24 protein-coding genes are annotated in these 22655 nt (G+C 36.5%); 9 read left to right on the plus strand and 15 right to left on the minus strand.

Annotation, left to right across the window (positions count from 1 at the left end):
* Positions 1 to 62 precede the first annotated feature (62 nt).
* The 7 genes from ABYK18_RS01760 to crcB are packed head-to-tail and all read left to right on the plus strand — an operon-like array spanning position 63 to position 5195.
* The gene (locus ABYK18_RS01760; RefSeq protein WP_373034863.1) at positions 63 to 1397 is read left to right on the plus strand and encodes a S41 family peptidase; all 1335 of its coding nucleotides are present in this window, start codon (positions 63 to 65) and stop codon (positions 1395 to 1397) included.
* Positions 1398 to 1404: 7 nt separating this feature from the next.
* Positions 1405 to 2118, plus strand: coding sequence for a phosphoribosylaminoimidazolesuccinocarboxamide synthase (gene purC / locus ABYK18_RS01765; protein ID WP_373034865.1), 714 nt, complete (start codon positions 1405 to 1407; stop codon positions 2116 to 2118).
* A gap of 5 nt (positions 2119 to 2123) precedes the next feature.
* Positions 2124 to 2363: a phosphoribosylformylglycinamidine synthase subunit PurS gene (purS, locus tag ABYK18_RS01770; protein WP_373034908.1), complete on the plus strand. Its 240-nt coding sequence runs from the start codon at positions 2124 to 2126 to the stop codon at positions 2361 to 2363.
* Positions 2363 to 3037 (plus strand): phosphoribosylformylglycinamidine synthase subunit PurQ, encoded by a 675-nt coding sequence (purQ, locus tag ABYK18_RS01775; protein ID WP_373034866.1) that lies wholly within the window; start codon positions 2363 to 2365, stop codon positions 3035 to 3037. The genes purS and purQ overlap by 1 nt, the downstream gene beginning before the upstream one ends.
* Positions 3037 to 4164 carry a hypothetical protein gene (locus tag ABYK18_RS01780; RefSeq protein WP_373034909.1) on the plus strand — a complete coding sequence of 376 codons (1128 nt, stop codon included), beginning with the start codon at positions 3037 to 3039 and terminating at the stop codon, positions 4162 to 4164. The genes purQ and ABYK18_RS01780 overlap by 1 nt, the downstream gene beginning before the upstream one ends.
* Positions 4142 to 4840: a lysophospholipid acyltransferase family protein gene (locus ABYK18_RS01785; RefSeq protein ID WP_373034868.1), complete on the plus strand. Its 699-nt coding sequence runs from the start codon at positions 4142 to 4144 to the stop codon at positions 4838 to 4840. The genes ABYK18_RS01780 and ABYK18_RS01785 overlap by 23 nt, the downstream gene beginning before the upstream one ends.
* Positions 4809 to 5195 (plus strand): fluoride efflux transporter CrcB, encoded by a 387-nt coding sequence (crcB, locus tag ABYK18_RS01790; RefSeq protein ID WP_373034869.1) that lies wholly within the window; start codon positions 4809 to 4811, stop codon positions 5193 to 5195. The genes ABYK18_RS01785 and crcB overlap by 32 nt, the downstream gene beginning before the upstream one ends.
* Positions 5196 to 5203: 8 nt before the next feature.
* On the opposite strand, the gene ABYK18_RS01795 is transcribed toward crcB, so the two are convergent.
* The 6 genes from ABYK18_RS01795 to ovoA form a co-directional block, all read right to left on the minus strand.
* Positions 5204 to 5773, minus strand: a complete 570-nt coding sequence (locus tag ABYK18_RS01795) for an ABC transporter ATP-binding protein (RefSeq protein WP_373034870.1) — start codon at positions 5771 to 5773, stop codon at positions 5204 to 5206.
* A gap of 3 nt (positions 5774 to 5776) precedes the next feature.
* On the minus strand, positions 5777 to 6469 hold the full coding sequence (locus ABYK18_RS01800; RefSeq protein WP_373034871.1) for a dUTP diphosphatase: 693 nt from the start codon (positions 6467 to 6469) through the stop codon (positions 5777 to 5779).
* Between the two features lie 230 nt (positions 6470 to 6699).
* A complete protein-coding gene (locus tag ABYK18_RS01805) occupies positions 6700 to 7125 on the minus strand; it encodes a pyridoxamine 5'-phosphate oxidase family protein (protein ID WP_373034872.1) in 426 nt (141 codons plus the stop codon).
* A gap of 1 nt (position 7126) precedes the next feature.
* On the minus strand, positions 7127 to 7345 hold the full coding sequence (locus ABYK18_RS01810) for a hypothetical protein (RefSeq protein WP_373034873.1): 219 nt from the start codon (positions 7343 to 7345) through the stop codon (positions 7127 to 7129).
* 15 nt (positions 7346 to 7360) lie between these two features.
* Positions 7361 to 8551, minus strand: coding sequence for a PatB family C-S lyase (locus tag ABYK18_RS01815; protein WP_373034875.1), 1191 nt, complete (start codon positions 8549 to 8551; stop codon positions 7361 to 7363).
* Positions 8548 to 10647: a 5-histidylcysteine sulfoxide synthase gene (ovoA, locus tag ABYK18_RS01820; RefSeq protein WP_373034876.1), complete on the minus strand. Its 2100-nt coding sequence runs from the start codon at positions 10645 to 10647 to the stop codon at positions 8548 to 8550. Before ovoA ends, ABYK18_RS01815 begins: the two co-directional genes overlap by 4 nt.
* A 32-nt stretch (positions 10648 to 10679) precedes the next feature.
* On the opposite strand from ovoA, the gene pgeF reads away from it, so the two are divergent.
* Positions 10680 to 11435, plus strand: coding sequence for a peptidoglycan editing factor PgeF (pgeF, locus tag ABYK18_RS01825; protein ID WP_373034877.1), 756 nt, complete (start codon positions 10680 to 10682; stop codon positions 11433 to 11435).
* Positions 11436 to 11439: 4 nt separating this feature from the next.
* The gene (locus tag ABYK18_RS01830; protein WP_373034878.1) at positions 11440 to 11877 is read left to right on the plus strand and encodes a nucleoside deaminase; all 438 of its coding nucleotides are present in this window, start codon (positions 11440 to 11442) and stop codon (positions 11875 to 11877) included.
* On the opposite strand, the gene dxs is transcribed toward ABYK18_RS01830, so the two are convergent.
* The 9 genes from dxs to ABYK18_RS01875 all read right to left on the minus strand — a co-directional run bounded on the left by dxs (position 11878) and on the right by ABYK18_RS01875 (position 22621).
* Positions 11878 to 13698 (minus strand): 1-deoxy-D-xylulose-5-phosphate synthase, encoded by a 1821-nt coding sequence (dxs, locus tag ABYK18_RS01835; protein WP_373034879.1) that lies wholly within the window; start codon positions 13696 to 13698, stop codon positions 11878 to 11880.
* Between the two features lie 6 nt (positions 13699 to 13704).
* Positions 13705 to 14481, minus strand: coding sequence for a flagellar assembly protein FliH (gene fliH / locus ABYK18_RS01840; RefSeq protein ID WP_373034880.1), 777 nt, complete (start codon positions 14479 to 14481; stop codon positions 13705 to 13707).
* A gap of 9 nt (positions 14482 to 14490) precedes the next feature.
* Positions 14491 to 15516 carry a flagellar motor switch protein FliG gene (gene fliG, locus ABYK18_RS01845; RefSeq protein ID WP_373034881.1) on the minus strand — a complete coding sequence of 342 codons (1026 nt, stop codon included), beginning with the start codon at positions 15514 to 15516 and terminating at the stop codon, positions 14491 to 14493.
* Positions 15516 to 17228, minus strand: coding sequence for a flagellar basal-body MS-ring/collar protein FliF (gene fliF, locus ABYK18_RS01850; RefSeq protein WP_373034882.1), 1713 nt, complete (start codon positions 17226 to 17228; stop codon positions 15516 to 15518). Before fliF ends, fliG begins: the two co-directional genes overlap by 1 nt.
* Positions 17229 to 17246: 18 nt before the next feature.
* On the minus strand, positions 17247 to 18341 hold the full coding sequence (gene hisC / locus ABYK18_RS01855; protein ID WP_373034883.1) for a histidinol-phosphate transaminase: 1095 nt from the start codon (positions 18339 to 18341) through the stop codon (positions 17247 to 17249).
* Positions 18331 to 19419 carry a prephenate dehydratase gene (pheA, locus tag ABYK18_RS01860; RefSeq protein ID WP_373034884.1) on the minus strand — a complete coding sequence of 363 codons (1089 nt, stop codon included), beginning with the start codon at positions 19417 to 19419 and terminating at the stop codon, positions 18331 to 18333. Before pheA ends, hisC begins: the two co-directional genes overlap by 11 nt.
* A complete protein-coding gene (locus tag ABYK18_RS01865) occupies positions 19416 to 20192 on the minus strand; it encodes an HAD-IIA family hydrolase (RefSeq protein ID WP_373034885.1) in 777 nt (258 codons plus the stop codon). Before ABYK18_RS01865 ends, pheA begins: the two co-directional genes overlap by 4 nt.
* 1 nt (position 20193) lies before the next feature.
* A complete protein-coding gene (gene lysA / locus ABYK18_RS01870; RefSeq protein ID WP_373034887.1) occupies positions 20194 to 21402 on the minus strand; it encodes a diaminopimelate decarboxylase in 1209 nt (402 codons plus the stop codon).
* Positions 21403 to 21550: 148 nt separating this feature from the next.
* Positions 21551 to 22621: an LptF/LptG family permease gene (locus ABYK18_RS01875; RefSeq protein WP_373034888.1), complete on the minus strand. Its 1071-nt coding sequence runs from the start codon at positions 22619 to 22621 to the stop codon at positions 21551 to 21553.
* Between the last annotated feature and the right edge of the window lie 34 nt (positions 22622 to 22655).

Here is a 22655-nt window from a genome sequence, read left to right on the forward strand (position 1 = left end):
AAAGTTGTTATTTAAACAGCTTTTTACTATAATATCCCTCTTTAAATATAATAGGAAAAAATATGAAAAACAAAAAATATATAACTCTTGGTTTTGCCGCTGCAACAATTGCAATCTCTATAATTTTTTCTGCAGAACTTTTTGCAAAAACTACTGATAATACTGGTGAGGACACTAAAAAAGAAGCTTCAAGACTTCAAGCCCTGGCTAAATTTACAAAGGTTATAAGCATAGTTGAGCAATACAATGTCGATGACGTTACGATTGAAGAACTTATGGACAAAGCACTCCAAGGTATGATGAGTAATCTTGATGCCCATTCAAACTTTCTTACTCAAAAAGATTATAAAAAACTAAAAGTTCAAACAGACGGTGAATTTGGAGGACTTGGCATCACTGTAGGAATCAGAGACGGGGCACTGACTGTAATAGCACCTATTGAGGGTACTCCTGCAGATTTAGCGGGACTCAAAGCCGGTGATATAATCCTAAAGATTAACGAAAAATCGACTCTGAATATGACAATAGATGAAGCAGTTTCTATTATGAGAGGAAAAGTGGGTGACCCTATTGAGATTACAATTGTCCGTAAAGGAGAAGCTAAACCCCTTCCTATAAAAATAGTTAGAGGTATTATAACTATTGAGTCAGTCTACACAAAAACTATCGGCAAAGATATTCTATATGTTCGTGTTACAAGCTTTGATAAAAAAGTTGTTGAAGATGTAATGAAATCTATAAACAAGAAAAAAGCAACCACAAAAGGAATCATTCTTGATTTAAGAAATAACCCGGGCGGTTTACTTGACCAGGCTGTTGGACTTGTTGATTTATTTGTGAATGAGGGAGATATTGTTTCTCAAAAAGGCCGCAAGGAATCAGACAACCAAGTATACAAAGCAAAAAAGAGCAATACGATTACAAATGTACCTTTAGTTGTTTTAGTAAACGGAGGAAGCGCCTCTGCATCTGAGATTGTAAGCGGAGCACTTCAAGACCACAGACGTGGTGTAATCATCGGTGAAAACACTTTTGGAAAAGGAAGTGTTCAAGTAGTACTCCCTATTACTCAAAAAGAAGCTATCAAACTTACAATTGCAAGATACTACCTTCCAAGCGGAAGGACTATTCAAGCTGTCGGAGTTAAACCGGATATTGAAGTTCAACCCGGAGAAGTCCAGACTAAAGAAAACGGATTTTCTATTAAAGAGGCTGATCTAAAAAAACACTTAGAAGAAGAACTTGTTAAAGTTAACGGTAATGACAAAGATAAAGATAAAAAGTCTAAAAAAGATAAGGCTAAAAAAGATATAATTACGAAAGAACAATTGTATAAAGATATTCAACTAAAAGAATCGGTTGATGTTATTAAAGCGTTAATAATAGTAAAAGGATAAATAGGAAATGGAAAAAAGAGAACTACTTTACGAAGGAAAAGCTAAAAAATTATTTTTAACTGTTGATGAAAACTTAGTAATTTCAGAGTTTAAAGATGATTTAACAGCGTTTAATGGCGAAAAAAAATCAAGTGAGTCCGGTAAAGGCGCACTTAATAATAAAATTTCTACTGAGCTATTTAAACTTTTAGAAGCTAACGGAATCCAAACTCACTTTGTAAAGATGCTAGATGACAATCACATGCTTCACAAAAAAGTCGATGTGATTTTAATCGAAGTTATAGTGCGTAATATTGCAACCGGTAGTTTGAGCCGTAACCTTGGTATAGAAGATGGAAAAGTTCTTCCGTTCACTCTAGTTGAATTTGATTATAAAAATGATGAGTTGGGTGATCCTAAACTAAATGACCAGCATGCCTTAATACTTGGACTGGTAGATTACCAAGATGAACTTGACAAGCTTAGAAGAATGGCGAGACAGGTAAACGATATTCTTCGTCCTTACTTTTTTGAAAAAGGTCTTAATCTTGTTGACTTCAAATTAGAGTTTGGAAAAGACAGCAGCGGAAATATAATCTTGGTTGATGAGATATCTCCGGACAATTGTCGTTTTTGGGATGTTGAGAGCGGCGAAAAGATGGATAAAGACAGATTCCGTCAAGGTCTCGGCGGAATAACAGTAGCTTACGAGCAAGTATTAAATAGAATTTTAGGAAAATAATAATGATAAAAGCAATAGTAAACGTATCTCTTAAAGCAGGTGTTTTAGACTCTCAAGGTAAAGCTGTACACCACGCTCTAGGCTCTCTTCACTTTGACAATGTAAGCGATGTTCGTGTCGGCAAACAAATTATTTTAAAACTGGAAACTGAAGATAAAACAGCAGCAATGGCTGATGTGACTAAGATGTGTGAAGAGCTTTTGGCAAACACGGTAATTGAAGATTATGAGATAGAGCTAGTTTAATGAAAGTATCTATCCTTCAATTCCCTGGAACTAACTGTGAATACGACACACAACATGCATTTGAAAAATTGGGAGCTGAGACAGAGATAATCTGGCACAAGTCCGAATCAATTCCAAGTGATACTGATCTTTTAGTAGTTGCAGGCGGTTTCTCATACGGTGATTACCTAAGAAGCGGAGCAATAGCTAAGTTCAGTCCTGTAATGAAAGCAGTTGGTCAATATGCTAAAGCAGGTGGTAAAGTTCTTGGCATTTGTAACGGTTTTCAGGTTTTAACTGAATCGGGACTGCTTCCGGGTGCACTTAAAAGAAATGAGAGCCTTCACTTTATCTCTAAGCACCATAACCTAAAAGTTATAAACAATGACAATATCTTCTTAGAAAAACTAAATAATAATGATGTTGTAAATATTCCCATTGCTCACCATGACGGAAACTACTTTATAGATGCCGATGGACTAAAAGAGTTGGAAGAAAACAATCAAATACTTTTAAAATATACAGATGCAAACGGTGATATACTAAACCCTAACGGAAGTGTTGAATCTATTGCAGGTATATGCAACAAAGAAAAAAATGTATTTGGTCTTATGCCTCATCCTGAACGTGCAATGGAATCACTTCTAGGGAGTGATGATGGAGTTAAAATGCTTCAAGGATTTTTAGAAGCGTGATGCGTTTACTTCTTTTAGGGTTGTTACTGTTTACAACCCTAAGCTCAAATGAAACTACTACTATCATTAATGATACTAACAACACATATAATTCATATGAAAATAATCAAATAACTCCGGATTTACCAAAAGTTTTATATCTTAGTTTTGAAAAAACACCCGATAGAGTTATAAAAGGTGAAATATTTTCCGTAACTCTCAAAACTCTCTCCACTGTTCCTTCTTTTGTAGATATTACTTACGAACTTACCAATCATGAAGGTCTTAAAATCCTTAATGAGATTCCATATAGAGAAGAAGACCCTAAATATTACCATGATACTTTTTATTTTTTAACAACGTCAAGCAAAGCTGTACTGCCGGACTTTACTGCCACGCTGCATGATTATAATAACACTGTGTATAAAGATACCACACTCAACGGAAAAGAGCTAAATGTAGTAACTCTTAATCCAAAAAAGAACTTTTCAAATATAATTGCAAACTCTTTCGAATTGCTTGAGTATAAGACTACTTCTTATGATGAACAACACAATATAGTAGTTTTTGTAGCGACTGCTACAAACTGTGATATCAGTGCATTTAAACTCCAGAATGTTTATAAGCAAGGTATCGAATCAATTACAGAATCACACTTTGACTCTAAAATAGTTTATTACGTTGTAATAAATAAAGATATTCAAAACTTCTCATTTACATACTTTAACTTGGAAAAAAACAAGTTTTTACGTCTAAATATTCCTATAATAGTAAATGATGACAGTGTGACTACACAAACTGACCTTAAACCGATCGATCAATCTCGTCAAAGATTAAAAATGACTATAGCAGGTATAATTGCCCTTGTAGCATTTATTTTTATACTGTGGAGAAAAAAGTATATATATTTGATTTTTATTCTTATCCCTTTAGCTTATATTGCTTATATTGGAGTACCCTCTAAAGAGGTGTGTATAAAGGTAGGATCTAGCATCTACCTTCTTCCTGTTAATAATGGAACAATTTTTGAAAGAACAAGCAGCGTATACCATTTGCAAAAAGAGGGAAGCATAAAAGATTTTGTAAAAGTAAAACTAAAAAATGAAAAAATAGGTTGGGTGAAAAATGAAGATATTTGCAAGGATTAGTTGGCTTTTTGCGACAATAGTCATATTATCTTCTTTAGGCTTGATGATACTGCTTTATTATATTGTCCCGAGACCATACTCTAGAAAAATATCCGCATGGATAATCAGACTTACGACTTTCTATTCAGTTGATATCCAAGGGAAAGAAGATCCCGAGACTCAGATGTTTTTACTAAATCATCAAAGTGACTTAGACATAGGAATTATGGAGACTATCACAAATAAAGACTTGGCATGGGTTGCAAAAAAAGAGCTTTTTGAGATACCTTTTTTTGGACTTGCTCTAAAACTGCCACAAGATATAGCAGTTGAAAGAGAAAGTAAAACTTCCCTTATTAAACTTTTAAAAGATGCAAAAAGCAGACTTGATAAAGGCAGAACAATCACCATGTTTCCAGAAGGGACACGTTCAACAAAGGGAAAAATGCTGCCTTTTAAATCAGGTGCTAAGATGGTTGCAGACAAATATAAACTTCGTGTTCAACCAGTAGTACTTATGCAAACAGCCAAATATTACAATGTTAAAAACTTTTATTACAAACCGGGTCGTATAAAAGTAATTTATATGGAATCGTTTATAGCCGATAAAAATGACAAAGAATGGCTAAATGAGTTAAGAGCAAAAATGCAAAAGGTATATGATGATGAGTTGGCAAACAATCCTGGCCATAGGTAGCGGCGGTTTTATCGGAGCTGTTTTAAGAGCATATTTCAATGGTCTGATATCTCACAGACTACCTCATGATCTTCCGTTTGGTACTCTTGGAGTAAACCTGATAGGCAGTTTTTTAATGGGTATACTCATCGCTTATTTTATGTATACTACACTTTTTTCTCTTTCTGCAAAATCTTTTCTCTCAACAGGAATACTAGGTGCCCTTACAACATACTCGACTTTTGCCATAGAGAGTTTTTTACTCCTAGAAGGCGGTCATATCTTTTTGGCACTTGCAAATATCTCGCTAAATTCGTTTGGAACTATTTTTATGGCCGGTGGCGGATTTTATGCTGCTAAATATTTTTTAAAATAATTACATAGTTATAACATAATAATCTCATCAGCACACCACTTTGCAAGCTCCAAGTCGTGTGTGATTAAAAGCATTCCCATCTTATCAAGAGAGTTCATCAGCATATTCATAACTTCAAGCTGTATGACATTATCAAGAGCAGATGTCGGCTCATCTAACAGTAAGATATCCGGTTTCATCAGCATCGCTCTAAGTATGGAAGCACGCTGAAGCTGCCCGCCTGAGAGTTCATGCGGAAGTTTTGAAAGTATTTTGGGTTCAAGATTCAGATTTTTAAGATAAACATCAATCTCATCCGTAGATGCCACATCTTTTATTTGGTTTAACAAAGAGTAACTTGGGTGAAATGAGCTGTAAGGGTCTTGAAAGACTTCGGATGCTTCTGCACATTTCACACTTCCGCTGATAGGTTTTAAGTTACCCAGTATCAACTCAAAAAGTGTACTCTTACCTGCACCACTGGCTCCGACTATAGCCTTTATCTCACCTTTTTTTAAAGTGATTGAGAGATCATTAAAAAGTAAAACATCTTTTTTATATCCGAAAGATAAATTTTTAACTTCTAATATCTGGCTCAATAATCAACTCTTAGTAAGGGCTAAATATAGTTTGGTCATTTCTTTATAAAGAGTATCAGGCTTAATATCACCGTTTTCTTCCCAAATTCGTTTCATGACAACATTATCTTCTTCGCCGTCCCAAACTTTGATGTAAGAACCGTCTTTATAACCGTTATCCTGACGAAACTGATTTAAAATATTTTTACCTACATACAGACGGTACAAAGTTTCTAAGTCAAGACCGCTCATTAGAGCCAAATCAAAAAAGTCTGTTACAAGAGCATCCAGGTCAAGTTCATCATGGCTCAAAACGGCAAGCATAATATCCTCAACTTTTTTGATAATATCTCTTTGAGATCCAAAAAGTTCATTATTTGTGTCTATGGCAGCAAAGCTCTCTAGGCTTGAAATATTTATAGCTAAATCTTCAATTTGGCCTCTTAGAGTTTGTGAATAATTCTCAATAGCCAAACTCATTATAAAGTGCCACACATCAATGACTTCTATCTGCAAGTTCTCCCAGTCAGGCTCTTGATGGATGCTTTTCCAATGTTTCCATGAAAAACTGTCGATCATCTCTGCACATTCCATATAAATGCATCTCTTCCAATTGATCTCTTTTCCATTCTTTGTAACACCTTTAGTCCACTTCTCACCGTTTGTAGCATCATTTAGTTGTGCTTGAAGCTGTAGCATTAATAATATTTTGTCCATAGGTTAAGTTCTCTTTTTAATAAATTAATTCGTTTATTTTATCTAATATGCTAGAATTCCCTACTTAAATAAAGAAAGATTTATGAAAAGAATCAATTGCAGAAGATGCCAATTTTATTTTGTAACCTGGCAGAAAAACCAGCCACACGGGTGTAAGGCCTATGGCTTTAAATCACAGCAAATTCCTTCACTTGTAGTTTTTCAAAGCAGTGGTATGGATTGTTCGATGTTTAAAGAAAAGGCGCCTTCAAAATAATCTTTTTTCCAAACCCTAGATTATTGTCCGTCATTTTAAAATACTCTATTTTTATCTTCCAAAGTTTTGGACTCATTGCCAAGGCGTAAGGAAATGTTTTAAAGTACAGCTTTTTAAGATTTTCATCTTTTAAAAGCGAGAAAGTTCCCCTAAACTGCAAACCTTGGATTTTACCGACAGTTTTTGTCTCTAAAACAATAGTTCCGGCAATATTTGGATTTTTTAATATGTGTTGTATATGCGTTGTGTCGTCACTGCTTGCAACGACAAAAGAGACCTCTTTTTCATCAAAAGCGTAAAAGAGGTTACAAACACTAAGTTCTGAGTCTGCAAAAGTTGCAAGACTCAGAACATGGTGCTCTTTTATAAATTTTACTATTTTTTCTAAGTCACTATTCATATTACTGAAACATAAAGTTCTCTAAACCTTCTGCATCTGTAATATCTCTTTTTTCTAACATCATTTTACCAATGTCATCTTCTCTTAGCATCTCATATAGCTCTCTTGGACCACTCATGTTGTAGTAACTTCTCATAAAGTCTATAGCTACCTGAAGCTTATCATCTTTACCACTGAACTTTTTAAACTCTTTATATTCATCCCAATCAAATGCTGCCAATGTAATTTCCTACTATTATAATAATTTGCGATATTTTAGCGAAAGTGCTTTGTCTAATCGCTTAATTACTTCTAACATTATTGTAGTTGATACCGCAAAGTTCAATCTCATAAAACCATCGCCCTCTCTGCCGAAACTAAGACCGGCATTAAGACCAAGCTTTGCTTCCTCAACAAAAAACCTTCTCAACTCTTTTGAGCTTAGATCCATACCTCGGCAGTCAAGCCAAGCTAAATATGTTGCCTCAATAGGTATTATTTTTATTTGCTCGCTGTATTTTTCGCAGACTTCTTGAAGCATCTTGTAGTTTTTTTGCAGATGCTTCTTTAAATCTTCAAGCCACTCTTTACCGTTTATATATGCAGATTCAAATGCAGCATGACTTAGAACTGAGCCTTCGGCAAAATGAACACATTTATAACATTTTGAAAACTTTTCTCTTAACTCTTTATTTTGTATAGCGACACTGCTCATCGCAAAGCCTGCCATATTGAAAGTTTTTCCCACACCTATTGCAGTTACCGTGATATCTCTTGCTTCTTTACTGATTGATGCAAAAGGGATATGTTTGTTTGGAGCATAGACTAAATCTGAATGTATCTCATCGCTAAAGACGACTATATTATGCTCTAAACAGACTTGTAAAATCTCTTCTAATTCTTCTTTATGCCAAACTCTTCCCACTGGATTATGAGGCGAGCACAGAAGCAGAAGTTTTGTTTTGTCATCAATCTTTGACTTTAAATCTTCTATGTCAAAAACATATTTTCCGTCCGCGTTTTGCTTTAGAGGATTTTTCAGCAGTTCTCTCTCATGTTTCATCACACTGTGAAAAAACGGAGGGTAGACTGGTGTCTGAACTATCACTTTATCACCGACATCACTAAAGGCTTCAATAGCGAGACTCATAGATGCTACTACAGAGTGTGAGTAGAACATATCTTCTACCTCAAAACTTATGCCGTGTTCTTTTTTTATCCACTCTATCTGAGCTTCAAAGGCACTAACAGGCACTTCTTCATATCCTACGATTGGATGTTGCAGTCTCTTTTTTACAGCATCCAATACAAAATCAGGAGTATCTATGTCCATATCTGCAACCCATACGGGCAACACATCTTTTGTACCAAAGAGCTTCTCTCTTAGAGCATACTTTTCTGCATTTGTATGCTCTCTGTCTGCTGATTTTTCAAAGCTGTATTTCAACGTTTTTTCCAAACACTTACTTGTGAGATAGTATGCTGAAACTTTCTTGGAGTCTCTTTTATAACAAACTCCAAGTCCTGCAGATGAATCAACTCAAATCTATCACCTAAAATATTTTTTAGCGTGTCTAAAGTCCTAACCTCATTGCCCTCTGCATCTACATAACCGCCAAGCCACAACTCTTTTGCTGTAGAGCTTTCCTGCCAAGTATATGGAGAAGTCAAAATAAGAACGCCCTCATCGTTTAGCCTCTCATCTATGGTATCTAAAAATAGTCTTGGATTATAGAGCCTATCAATCAGGTTAGTCGCTATTACAAGGTCATAAGAGTTGAAATTTGGTTTTAGGTTACAGGCATCTCCCTGCCAAAAAGAGACTTTGTCCTTTAAATTTTCATATCCCAACTCTTCGATGGTGACACTTTTTGTTCTAAAAAGGCTGCCTTCTTCAGGTAAGCGAAATTTTATCTCTCCCGTTTCCTTTAAATTTGCTCCGACTTGAACAAAACGAACAGAAAAATCAATCCCCTCAACCTCATCAAACTCTTTTGCAAGCTCATACGTAGCTCTGCCCGTCGCACAGCCCAAGTCCAGTGCTTTTGTCTTATTAAGTGCATATTTTGAAGCTATTTTTGCGCACTCTATGGCAAAATTATTGACACCAAAATAAGTCTCACCGTACTGAAACTCGCAATATTGTGAGACTAATTCATCACTTTCATATACATCGGCTTGAGCTTCATCGGTATTATCCGAGATGACATATCTAAAACCTGCATTTTGAGGAAAATGTTTTCTAAAGGCGTAACGTGAATGCTTCATTATCAGATTCCCGCTGCTAGCCCACGATGAACCCAGAATCATGGCATGTCTATCATCAAATGTAGGTACTGAGAAATCATCATAAGCTTCATGCACCTTAAAGCCCTCAAAGCCTCTTATCGGGGTTCTGCTCCACTGCCAGACATTTCCTACTACATCATAGACTCCATTGAAGCTAAACTCATTGACAGGACATGAACTTGAAAAGTGATAGAAGTTAAGGTTTGCCCTGCTCTCATGAAATCCAGGCAGATCTTCAAGACCCGCATGATTATACAGAGCTCTATACTCAGCTTCACTTGGAAGAGTATATGTCACACCCTCTTTTTTACTCTTGTACCTGCAAAACGCTTCTGCTTCAAGGGCATTTACATCAACGGGCCAGTCAAGCGGCATCTCTATTATCTTACTCAGTGCTCTATACTTATATACCCCATCATCTAATACCCAAAATACCGGATGCGAGGCTTTGGTGTATTTTAAAAAATCTTTCCCTTCCTCATCCCAAAAATCTTCACACTCATAACCTCCAGAGTTTACAAACTCCATAAATTCACCGTTACTTACAAGATATTTTGAGCTTTTGAAATCTTTTACATCCTCTTCATAATTGCCATACTCATTATCCCAGCCATAGAGATGATGAGACTCATCTTTTCCAAGTTTTATATGTCCGCCTTTTATGTTTATCATCTCATTGGCAGGGGCGTGAGAACTGTGAGTGCAAATCTTAAATGTATCGACTTCTTTTACAAACTCTATGGGCATCTGACGATGCAGAACCAAAGAAGTCTCAATATGAATCCGCTCGTGCTCAATGCCCATAAGGATTATCCACATATCGGAATCTTGAGTTATCGGAAGAGTCAGAGGCATGTTCATGATCAGCTCATCCACAAGCTCTTTGACTTTTGCTCTATACTCTCTGACCTCATCGACTTTCGGCCAAGCGTAGTTTTTAGAATCGACATCATCCCAAGCCATCTCATCGACACCTACGGCAAAGATTGACTCAAAGTTTGCATCTACTCTTTCATTTATGATTTTCATATTTATTAGCTTGTTTACGAAAAATGTTGCCGTGTGTCCAAAATAAAATATCATAGGATGGCGGGTAAGCTCAGATTTTTTGTAAAACACGCTATCGTCTTTTAACAATTCAAACACTTTTTCAAAGAGAGTATATGTGTTATGAAAATACTCTCTTATCTCTTCTCGCTTTTTTTGTACATCGCTTCCATCAAGCGTTACGGGATACATACTAATATTACTCAAATTAAGCCTTTAAATTTTGTTATAATCATTATATGAAAATTTATCAAAGTCCTATATTAAATAATTTCTCAAATTTAACTCATGCGTTCACTACTAAGGATGGAGGATTAAGCAGTGCTCCATATGATTCTTTAAACCTTGCCTTTCACGTAGGAGATGACCCTTTGGTTGTGACAAGAAACCACGACATATTGGCATCTGAGCTTGGTTACGACAGAAGAACGCTTGTTCACATGAAGCAAATACACTCAAATATAGTCCATGTTGTTGATGCAAAAGACAAATTTGACAATCCACCTGCCTGTGATGCCCTCATAAGCAATAAAAAGAACACACCTCTTATGGTTATGGTGGCCGACTGCAGCCCTATCCTCTTTTATGATGATAGAAAAAAAGTCATAGCAGTTGCACACGCAGGACGACAAGGTGCTTTTAAAAATATAGTTCAAAATGTCATCAACACTTTTACTAACATATATGACTCTCATACAGAAAATATATTTGTGAGTATTGGTTCTGATATCGGTGTCTGCTGTTATGAAGTCGGTTATGAGATTTACGAAGAAGCAAAAAAACTGAATCTTGATTATGCTGTAGAAAAAAGAGATGATTCCTTTTATTTAGATGTAAACAAAATCTTAATGACTCAACTGCTCACTTCTGCCATAAAAGAAGAAAATATTGAAATATTAAATGAATGCACCTGTTGCAAAAATGACAAGTATTTCTCATATAGAGCAGATGGAATAACCGGAAGATTCGCCGGTCTATTGATGATGAAGGAATAAGAAAATGGATATTTTTTTACGAGAAGCTATCAAAGAAGCAAAAAAAGGCTTAGCTGAGGGTGGAATCCCTATCGGTTCTGTGCTTGTCATTGACAATAAAATAGTAGGACGGGGGCACAACAGACGTGTTCAAAAATCAAGTGCCATTTTGCACGCAGAAATGGATTGTTTAGAAAATGCAGGAAGACTTAGTGCTAGTGACTACAAAAAAGCCACTATTTACTCAACTCTTTCTCCATGTGACATGTGTAGCGGTGCGATACTTTTATATGGAATCAAAAGAGTAATAATCGGAGAAAATAAAACATTTCAAGGTCCTGAAGAATATGTAAAATCACGAGGTGTAGAGGTAGAAGTTGTAGATAATCAAGAGTGCTGTAACCTGATGGATTCTTTTATAAAAGAATCTCCAGAATTATGGAATGAAGATATAGGAGAATAACTAAGAGAGTGCCTCTACTCTCTTAGCCAGTTGTTTAGGTAAAAGCCCTAAAGACTCTTCCACCTGTTTTGTATTCCCGTGAGTTATAAACTCATCTTCATACTCAAAACTCTCAACTTCAACATCTAAAATCTTCTCTGATGCCAAAAACTCTAAAATAGCAGAACCTACACCACCCATTTTTGAACTGTCGCTAAATACAAACCATTTTTTATGTTTAGCTGCCATATCACGCAGCTTCTCTTCATCAAGCGGTTTTACAAACCTTAGGTCTAGTATATTTACGTCTGCATCTAAAAGTTCTGCTGTCTCATATGCACGTCCCACACCGTTTCCGTAACCTATGAAAAGTATATTACTCTCATTTGAGCGGAGCAGTTGAGATCTGCCTAATTCAAACGGAGCTGATTCAGGCAAGTCTGTTTCGGTAAAAGAACCTCTTGGATATCTTAATGAGCACGGATGTTGATAATCTGCAGCAAAACCTAACGCCTGATGAAATGATTTCTCATCTCTTGGAGCAAAAAGAGTCATATTTGGCACAGCTCTTAAAAAGCTTATATCAAAAACACCTTGGTGAGTCTCACCGTCTTCTCCGACTATCCCGGCACGGTCAAGTGCAAAGACAACAGGAAGATCCATCAGGCATGTATCATGAATCACTTGATCATATCCACGTTGCAAAAATGTGGAGTAGATTGTACAAAATGGCTTAAACCCCTCTTTTGCAAGAGCTGCCATTGAGGTTACCGCATGCTGTTCTGCGATTGCCACGTCCCAGAATCTATTTGGATAAGCTTCCATTAATTCACTAAGACCTGTTCCACTTGGCATAGCCGCCGTAGCACCGACAATTTTATCATCATTTTTTGCCAGATGCATAAGAGCTTCAGTATATATCTGTGTTGCACTTTTAGAAGATGATTTTTTAGAACTTGCTCCGTTGCTGAGGTCAAACGGGCCTACTCCATGCCACTTCTCTTCTTGACCTTCAGCAATATCATAACCTTTGCCTTTTAAAGTCTGAGCGTGAATGATAACAGGTTGATTAAGTTTTTTTGCCGTTTGCATAATATCTATTAACTGAGTTAGATTATGTCCGTCAACAGGACCTATATAATTGATTCCCATCTCTTCAAACATCATACCGGGAGTGATAAGCTTTAAGCTCTCTTCCATTCTTTTAGCAATATAGTGAGCACCGTCACCAAAATTATCTACAAAGTTTTCAGTATGTTTTTTAAACTTTTGATAAAACGGGGATGCCATCGCAGAACTAAGCATCCTGCTGATTGCACCAATTGGCTTTGCGATGCTCATCTCATTGTCATTTAGTATGATGACCATTGGATATTTTCTATCGCCGAGTTCATTTAGTGCTTCATAAACCATACCAGCAGTCATAGAACCGTCACCTATCATAATAACAGGTATTCTGCTGCTTTGTTCATTTTTTAGGGCAATGGCTTTTGCAGCACCGACTCCTAAAGAAATAGATGTTGAGCTATGTCCAGCTACAAAATAATCATGTTCTGACTCACTTGGTTTTGTGTAACCGCATACTCCGCCAAATTGACGAAGCGTACCAAAGTCTTCCCATCTGCCAGTTAGAAGTTTGTGAGCATATGATTGATGAGAAACATCAAAAATAAAGGGATCTTGTTTCGAGTCAAAGACTCTGTGCATCGCCACAATCAGCTCTGTTGCACCAAGTGTTGAACTTAAATGCCCGCCGTTTTTACTAACTACTCTTAAAATCTCTTCTCTTATATCTTGGCAAAGAACCTCTAGTTCTTTTATACTTTTTTGTTTAATATTCATATTTTTTTATTCACTTAGGGCTGCTCTTTTTACTCTTTCAAATCTTTTTGATATCTGTGCATCTATATTTCCCGCATCACTTATCGCAATAACACCGCCTTCACTGACGGCATTGTCCGAAACAATATTTACATGTTCCAGTAAACCCAGGCTTTGAGAAATCTCACCATGGTTTTTCGGGTTTACTTTGAGTGTTATTTTTGATGCACTTTGTAACTCTTTTATTAATTCTTTTGATAAAATTTCTGCTATCTTTGTTGAGTTTTCATTCAACTCAATAGTTATAACCTCTTTAGAAATATCTATGGCTGCACTTACCAGCTCACTTTTGATACCTTCTAAAGCTTTTTCATACTCTGCGGCACTTTGTTCTAATTTAGCTACAGAAGCGGAAAATTGGGCTATTGAATTTGACACATTGCCTTCAAGCTCTTTGGCTGCCAACTCTTTTCCGGCAGTTATTCCTTCGTTAAAAGATGCTTCTTTTACTTTTTCTAATTCTGCTGTATGCTCCTCTGTCATAGCTTCTAGTTTCATCTGCAGTTTTATAAAATTTGACGACATATCATCTGTTTTTTTCATTAATGACTCTATTAATGAATCTTTTGAATTTTGACTCAAAGCACTGGAATCTATGTCACTGTCTCTGCGTCCTGGATTATGCTCTTTTGTTGGTGCCGGTTCAGACTCTTCGCCACTAGGCGCTTTCATAGGTAAAACTTTAAAAGTATACTTATCTATAGTATGTTTTGTCAGTCTTTCGTTTGCGATTACTGTTGCCATTGTTATTGCCTACTCTACCATCTCGTCAGTTGAACCCATTTGTATTGTTCCAGCCTCAGCAAGTCCGTTAACAAGTTCAACAATTTTTCTTTGAGCACTCTCAACATCTTTCATTTTAACAGCACCAAGGAACTGCATCTCTTCTTCAAATGCATCTTTAGCTCTCTCAGACATTGCAGAGAAAAATTTCTCCTTAAGTTCTTCAGGTGCACTTTTTAGAGCAAGCATAAGCTCTTTCTTATCCACAGTTTTTAAAATCTCCGTAATAGCAGCCTTATCTAATGTCACGATATCTTCAAAGGTAAACATCATCTCTTTAATAAGCGTTGCGAGCTCTTCATCTACCTGTTCAACTTGAGAAAGTGTAGCTTTTGCAGATTTTGCACCAAGACGGTTAAAGATATCTGCAACAGCTCTCGGCCCTCCAACCTCAACTTTATATGAAGCAAGAGATTCAAGTTTAGACTCAAGCACTGCTGAGACCCTTTTAATAACTGAAGGAGAGATATCTCCTAGTTTTGCCATTCTCATAGCAACTTCAGAACGTAGATCATCAGGAAAATATTGCAGAGTATCTGCAGCTTCCGTTGCATCCATGTGAGCTAAAATAAGTGCAATAGTCTGCGGATGCTCATTAATGATAAAGTCTGATAATTGCTGAGGCTTGATTTTTGAAAGATATGAGAAATTTTGAGTATTTTGCATACTTTTTGAGAGTTTTTCTAAAACTTTCTTTGCCTCTTCCGGTCCAAGCGTTCTGTAAAGAAGCTCTCTTGCATACTCCATACCGCCTGTAGTAAGGAATTGCCCAGATTGAAAAATAGCATGAAATTCTTCAAGAATCGCTGTTGCAACAGCTTTTTCTACTGTTCTATTACCTGCAATGAACTTTGAGACTTCCGTAATAGCATCTACCGTCATGTTTGAGAAAATTGCCGCTGTAGATTCTTCACCGAGCTGCATTAGCAAAATAGCGATTTTCTCAGCCATACTCATTTCATCGAATGCTGCTTGTTGTGTTGGACTTAAATTCATTACCTTGTCCTCTTTTCTCTGACAACTTCTTCCTCTTCGGTTAAGAGTGATTGAAGCAGTGCCGCTATCTCTTCAGGTGCATCTTCAGCCATTGTTCTGACTTTTTCCAGTAGTACTTCATGTTTAAGTTCATCTTCATTAAAGCCTTCACCAACACCAAGTTGACTCTCCACTTTTCTACGCATCTGTTGAACTTTTTCTACCAAATCTTCTTCTTCGTCATCGTCTATATCAAGTGAAGGGCGTTCAAACTCTTCATCCTCTTTAGAGACCTCAAGCATTCTAAGAGCAAATGGAGATATAACTTTTTTGTACAGTATAAGAAGTAAAAGGAGTACAAAAAGATACTTAAACACTCCCGAAAATGGAACTAAATAAGTTTGACTAAACGTAACCGCTTGAGTCACACCATTAATCTCAATGCGAGAGTCACTTCTTTTGAACTGTAAGTTTTTAACGCTTATCTCATCGCCCCTTGCCTCATTAATCCCTATCGAACGACTCACTAGTGAAGAAAGAGCCTGTAAATCACTCTCTTCCAATGCTTCATACTCGAGGTCTGACGTAGGTTTACCGTCTTCACCGAGTTTATATTTGTACTTGCCATCTACTATAACAGCAGCACTTATTCTTTTTATACGTGCAAACTGCGATTTGGTAGTTGATACGGTTTTACCTACTTCATAATTAGTCGTACCTGTGTTCTTCTCGTACTTTTCACTTGTCTGATTACTTTTTAGCCCTTGAACCGGACCAATGTTACTAACTGTACCCGGAACTCCGCCTATCTCAGGCGGAGTTCCTCCCTCTCTTTTTTCTTCACTGACCTGCTCACTTCTTACAACATTTTCAGGATCAAATTTTTCAGATGTGGAGTTTTGAATTGAAAAATCAAATTCTATTGTTACCTGAGCAACAACTTTTTCATCTCCTCCTACAAAAGGAGATATTACCTGTATGATCTTTCTCTGTCTTTTTTTCTCTTCTTTTGTTTTAAACTTCTGCTGTACGGCTGAGAGCTCACTCATCTGAGCCATCTCATCTTCATCACCGAGTGTTTCTCCATCGCTGTTTATAAGCATTACATTGTCGGAAGTGAGTTTAGGTACTGCTGCGGATACAAGGTTTTTAATACCGCGTATCTGTTTAGCCGACAGTTTTTGACCTTCAACCAACTGCACCATAACCGAAGCGCTAGGGTCAACTTGTTTAGCAATAAAAAGTGTTTCTTTTGGAAGAGCTAAACTTACGCTGGCCGACTCTATCGGACCAAGAGCATTAATAGTTCGGGAAAGTTCACCCTCCAGAGCGCGAAGGTATTTAACATTTTGGTCAAAACTCGTAGCACCAAATTCTTGTGTGTCAAAAAGTTCAAATCCTACGCCGCTGTTTTTAGGAATCCCCATAGAAGCTATAGTTATTCTCTCTTTATAGACAATATCTTTTGGAACTTTAATAACGTTGTTATCTTCTAGTTTATAAACAATGCCGTCTTTTTCTAACTGTTCTACAACTTTAGCTGCATCTTCAGAACTTAAAGAGTTAAATAAGATTTCAAAACTATCATCAGTCTTTTTTTGAGCTGTATATACAACCATGAATATTAAAAATGCCACTATACCTACAATAGCTGCAGCAATAATAATTCTCTGCTGTTTAGTTAGCTTTGAATACAGAACAACTAACTGAGAAAAAAGTATCTTAAAATCCATTAACTTCCCATTTTATAATTACAAAATTTTTGATGCCAACTCAAAAAAACGTGAATTCTGCTCTTTTGTGCCGACTGTTACTCTTATGGCGTTAATTCCATACCCGCTTAAATCTCTGACTATCATCCCTTTACGCAAAAGAAGATCTGCAACTTTAGATGATTTTTGACTCGAATTTAGACATAATGTAACAAAATTTGTATAGCTGTTAATTATATCTATTTTTTGCTCTTTTGCAAACTCTTCATAGCGTTTCATCTCATTAAAATTATCAACTACACTTTTATTTACAAACTCTTCGTCTTCTAAAGCAACTGTGGCAGCTTCTAAAGAGAGTGTTGTAATGTTAAATGGAGGTCTGAGTTTGTACAGCTCTTTTATGATTTTTGCATCTGCGATACCGTAACCGACACGCATTCCGCCAAGACCGTAAGCTTTTGAAAAAGTTCCAAGATATATGACATTGTCAAACTGATTTATTAAATCTTTTGGTTTTACTTCTTTAGAAGCGTCTTTAGCAAGTGCATATTCCATGTAAGCACCATCAACAACTACAAGAGTATCACTGTCTATCTTTTTTACAAACTCAAAAAGTTTTACAGCTTCTATAGCATCTCCTGTCGGATTATTGGGTGTGCATATAAAGATAATAGAAGGTTTCTCCTCTAAATAAAGCTTATAAAACTCCTCTAAATCATGCTCTTGCGAAGATGTTCTAAGAATTTGCGCTCCAACATGTTTTGCGTATATCTCATACATAGCAAATGTTATAGAGTTCATTAAGATTTTAGAATTTGAATTTGCTTTTGCATGAATTAAAAACTCTATAACCTGATCACTTCCAGAGCCGATGATTACATTATCGTCCTCTACGTCAAATCTTTTGCTTAGCGCTTTTTTTAAGCCCAGCATTGAATCATCCGGATAAAGAGCCATTTTAGAGATTATTTTAGATACTGCTTCTTGAACTTTTAGAGAACAACCATTTGGATTTTCATTGCTGGCTAACTTAATAATGTCTTTTGGTTCTATGCCGAATTCTCTTACAACTAACTCTATTGGCTTTCCGGCCTCATAGTTTTTTATATCTTGCATCTTTGCATTAAATTTCATTTTCACCCTTTACATAGCTTCCAAGCCATGTTACTTCACTGTTGTGTTTAGATATTGCTCTTTGTATATTTTCATCATCTATATGTCCGTAAAAATCTATATAAAACCAGTACCCGAAACCGGATTGATCTTTTGAAGGACGGGACTCGATTTTAGAAAGATTTATATTTTCTGCATCAAAATCCTGTAAAAAATGAACCAGCGACCCTGCTTCCACGGCATCTTTTAATCGCACTAAAATAGAAGTCTTGTCATCTTCACTCTTTGCATTTTTAAAATCACTCAAAATTACAAATCTGGTACTGCTGTCATGTGCATCCTCAACATTCTCAAACATTGTAGGCACTCCGTAAAGTTTAGCTGCTATATGACTGCAAATAGCAGCCGCTTTTGGGTCTGCAGAAGCCAAAATTGCCGCTTTTGCAGTAGATTCCACAGGTATATGCTCTATATTTATAAGACCATGTTCTGAGAGAAATTCTCTACACTGTCCAAAACCCTTATCTTTAGAATATATTACTTTTACGTCTTCAAGTTTTGTTGCATGAGTGACAAAAGACATATGAATCGGCATATAGAGTTCAGCCACGATTTTCACAGAACTCTTAGCAAGCAGATCGAGTGTCTCGCCGACAATACCGTCTTTTGAGTTTTCAATAGGCACTACACCGAATTTAGCTCTTTTTGACTCGAGAGTTTTAAAAACGGATTGAATAGAACTAAGAGAAAGATAATCACTCATAGCACCAAAGCGACTCTCAGCCGCCTGATGGGTAAATGTTCCCTCAGGTCCTAGATAAGCTATTTTTTCAGGACGTTCCAAATTTCTCGCAACTGCAAATATCTCTAAAAATATCGCTTCAATAGCACTCTTATTCAGTGCTCCTCCTGCTTCTATACTCTGCTTTTCAAGTCTCTCTATAATAGCCTTTTCTCTCTCAGGTCTATATATCGCACCGCCAGACTCATTTTTAATCTCACCGACTCTCTCAACAACTTTCATCCTTTTGTTGAGAAGATCCAATATTTGATTATCAATAGCATCTATGGCATCTCTACAGTCATCTAAAGTTTTCATACAGCCTCCAAAATATCTTGCATATCACAGTAAACCTCATCCGGTCTAAGTTCAGATTTTAAAAACGGGACTATCTCATCTGCGGTTTTATACTTTCCGCTTGTCACAAAGATGGTCTTCATTCCCATCTCTTTTGCTCCACCCAAATCGCCTTTAACATCATCGCTTATCATTGTCACTTTACTAAACTCAGCACTGTTGTCTTGCTCTTTTAACTTTGCCAATGACTCGTTATAAAAAGCCTCACTTGGTTTTCCTACGACTTCATAAGTCACAGAAGTTGCAAACTCAAGCATCTTCAAAATAGCTCCGACTCCAGGATATCTCTTAGAGTTTTTAGCATATATTGAAGTCTCATGCATACCTACGAGTTTTGCACCGCAGAGTAAAAACTCTATCATCTGAGAATATTCATCTGCACTGAAATCTTCTTTGATAGCGACTAGCACTGTCTTAGGGTTTTCATAATTTAAAGCATATCCCATTGCTGTGAGTGTTTTTAAAAACTCATCTGCACCGTAAGCTGCCACAGAGTCCTTTGCTACACGGGACTCTAAAAGCATCAGAGGGTCAAGATATTTTGAAAAATCAAAATCAAAACCTATGGAGCGCAGATAATCATAGAAATCTATAGACGCTTTTTTGGTATTGTTTGTAATGACCATATATGGTATTTTTTTTTCATTACACATCTGAATAAACTCTATGCTTCCGCGAATCGGAGACTTATCACTGTCGCTGATTAGAGTGCCCTGCACATCGATAAAGTACATATCAGTTTTCCAAGAACTCTTTCTCTAAAGCGATTAAATCTTCAAAGTTTTCTCTTTTTCTTATAAGTCTTGCTTTTCCGTTTTGTACTGCTACTTCCGCGCTTCTTCCGCGCGTATTGTAGTTACTTCCCATACCAAAACCGTAAGCTCCGGCACTGTGAACGACAAGCAGGTCATTATGGTTTAACTCAGGAAGCATATAATCTTTGGCAAAGAAGTCTCCGCTTTCACAAACCGGGCCGACAATATCAACTTTTCTTGCATCTGAGGCAGAGTCTGTAATGGCTTCTATTTTATGATATGCATTGTAAAGACTAGGACGAAGCAAATCATTCATCGCACCGTCTACAACCACAAATTTTTTAGCACCGTTTTGTTTTTCATAAAGAACTTTTGTCAAAAAGTAACCTGCATTTGCAGTTAAAAATCTTCCCGGTTCACAGATTACAGTTAGGTCAAGCCCTTTTAACGTTGCTAATATTGCCTGTGCATAATCATACGGTTTGATCGTGACTTCATCATCATAAGTAACTCCAAGTCCACCGCCAATATCAAAAAACTTCAACTTGATGTCAATAGCTTCTAATGAACGCACCATATCAGCTACGATGACCGCCGACTCATAAATAGGTTCCAGATGCGTAAGCTGAGAACCGATATGAAAATGAACGCCGACCGGATCAAGAGCTTCTGAGTTCTTTGCAAAGATATACATTCTCTTTGCACTGTCGAGATCAACACCGAATTTGTTGTCATGTAATCCAGTAGAGATATACGGATGAGTTTTAGGGTCAATATTTGGATTTACACGAATACTGATGCGAGAGATCTTACCCAGTTCTTTTGCAATCGATTCAACACGAAACAGTTCAGCTTCACTCTCTACGTTGATGTAAAGAATATCTTTTTCTATTGCTTCACGAATCTCATCGTCACTCTTGCCAACACCGGAAAAAATAATTTTATATGCAGGGATTCCTGCAAGAAATGCACGGCGCACTTCACCGATAGAAACACAATCTGCCCCGCTTCCCAAATCCGCAAAGTGTTTTACCACACTGAGATTTGAGTTTGCTTTTACAGCATAAGCCAAGATAGATTTTCTGCCTTTAAAAGCCTCTTTTAACTCTTGATATTGTTCACCCATATAGTCCAAGTCATAAACATACAATGGTGTTTTATACTCAGATGCCAGTTCTTTATAGTTCATTATAAAATTTCCAAATATTTTTTAAGAGATTCTATCCAAAAAGTGCTTATATTTTTGTTATAAAGGAATCGTCACTTGCCTTCTCTCGCAAAAGGCGAATCTTTAGTGACTGAGCATAATTTGGACAACTCCAAATTATGTGAGATTATTAAGTTGCCAAGCGATATTTACGCCACTGTCTAAGTGCTATCAAAAATAAGACAATTACAGGTGCAATAACTCCTGCTTCACTTGGAATAGTCTTATTATTTGAGAGTTCAATAAACATAAAAAGTATTCCCCAAACTAAAAGTGTCGCAAGGATCGCACCAAAACTAAAAAGCGAAACATTTAAAAATCTTGCACTGATCGGAACAAAGAAAAATATAATCACTACCAAACAAGGCACAAAGAAAGGATATACAAATATCTTATACAAAGCACCTTTTATGCTGCGTGTATCAACATTTTGGTCATGAAGTAAAAAGAGTGCATCTATTGCATCCGTAATTGTAAAGTTTACTTTACCTTCATAGACCTGATCGAGCATTTTTGGGCGAAACCCTTGCAATATATTTAACCCTTTTTCATGATCGACTTTTATACCCGGTGATTCAAAGCTCATATTATCAGGTTTTGTAATAATATCGGCCTCTGCAATATGCCAATATTCATCTCGATAAGTAGCGGCTTTTGCCATAACAACCTCTTTAAGCTTATTTTCTTTTATACTAAAAACCCTTACGTCCTCAGCTTTTTCTTGAAGAGGCAGCATCTTGGAAAAATATATATATTTATCTTTATATGTGAAAAATAAGTCTCTTGTAGGGCTTAAATAAGCTGCATTTTTACGAATATTGTTGGAAAACTCATCTGCACGGGAAAAACTCGGCAGTGCATGAAGAGATACAAATATGACAATTATGACTGTTGAGACAACAACAAAAGGCTTCAAAACATCTACCCTTGAATAACCAAGAGAGTAAAAAGAGACAAGTGCATTTGAACGGATAAGAAAAATTTTCGTTGATATCATGCCAAAAATAAGAGACAACGGAAGTAGCATGTCTATTGCAAAAAAAGCTTTATAAACTAAATAAATCAGAACCAAGTTTGCTGAAGAAGAGAGAGTATCCGCATTTTCCATATAGTCAAATCCGACAAGAAACATAACCAATGCAATTAAGATAACCGAGAAGTATTTTAAGTAATGAAAAGAGATATATCTAAATGCTAACAAATTATTCCTTATCAGACAATCGCTAAAGTCAGGC

The organism is Sulfurimonas sp., from assembly GCF_041563495.1.
Lineage (GTDB): Bacteria > Campylobacterota > Campylobacteria > Campylobacterales > Sulfurimonadaceae > Sulfurimonas.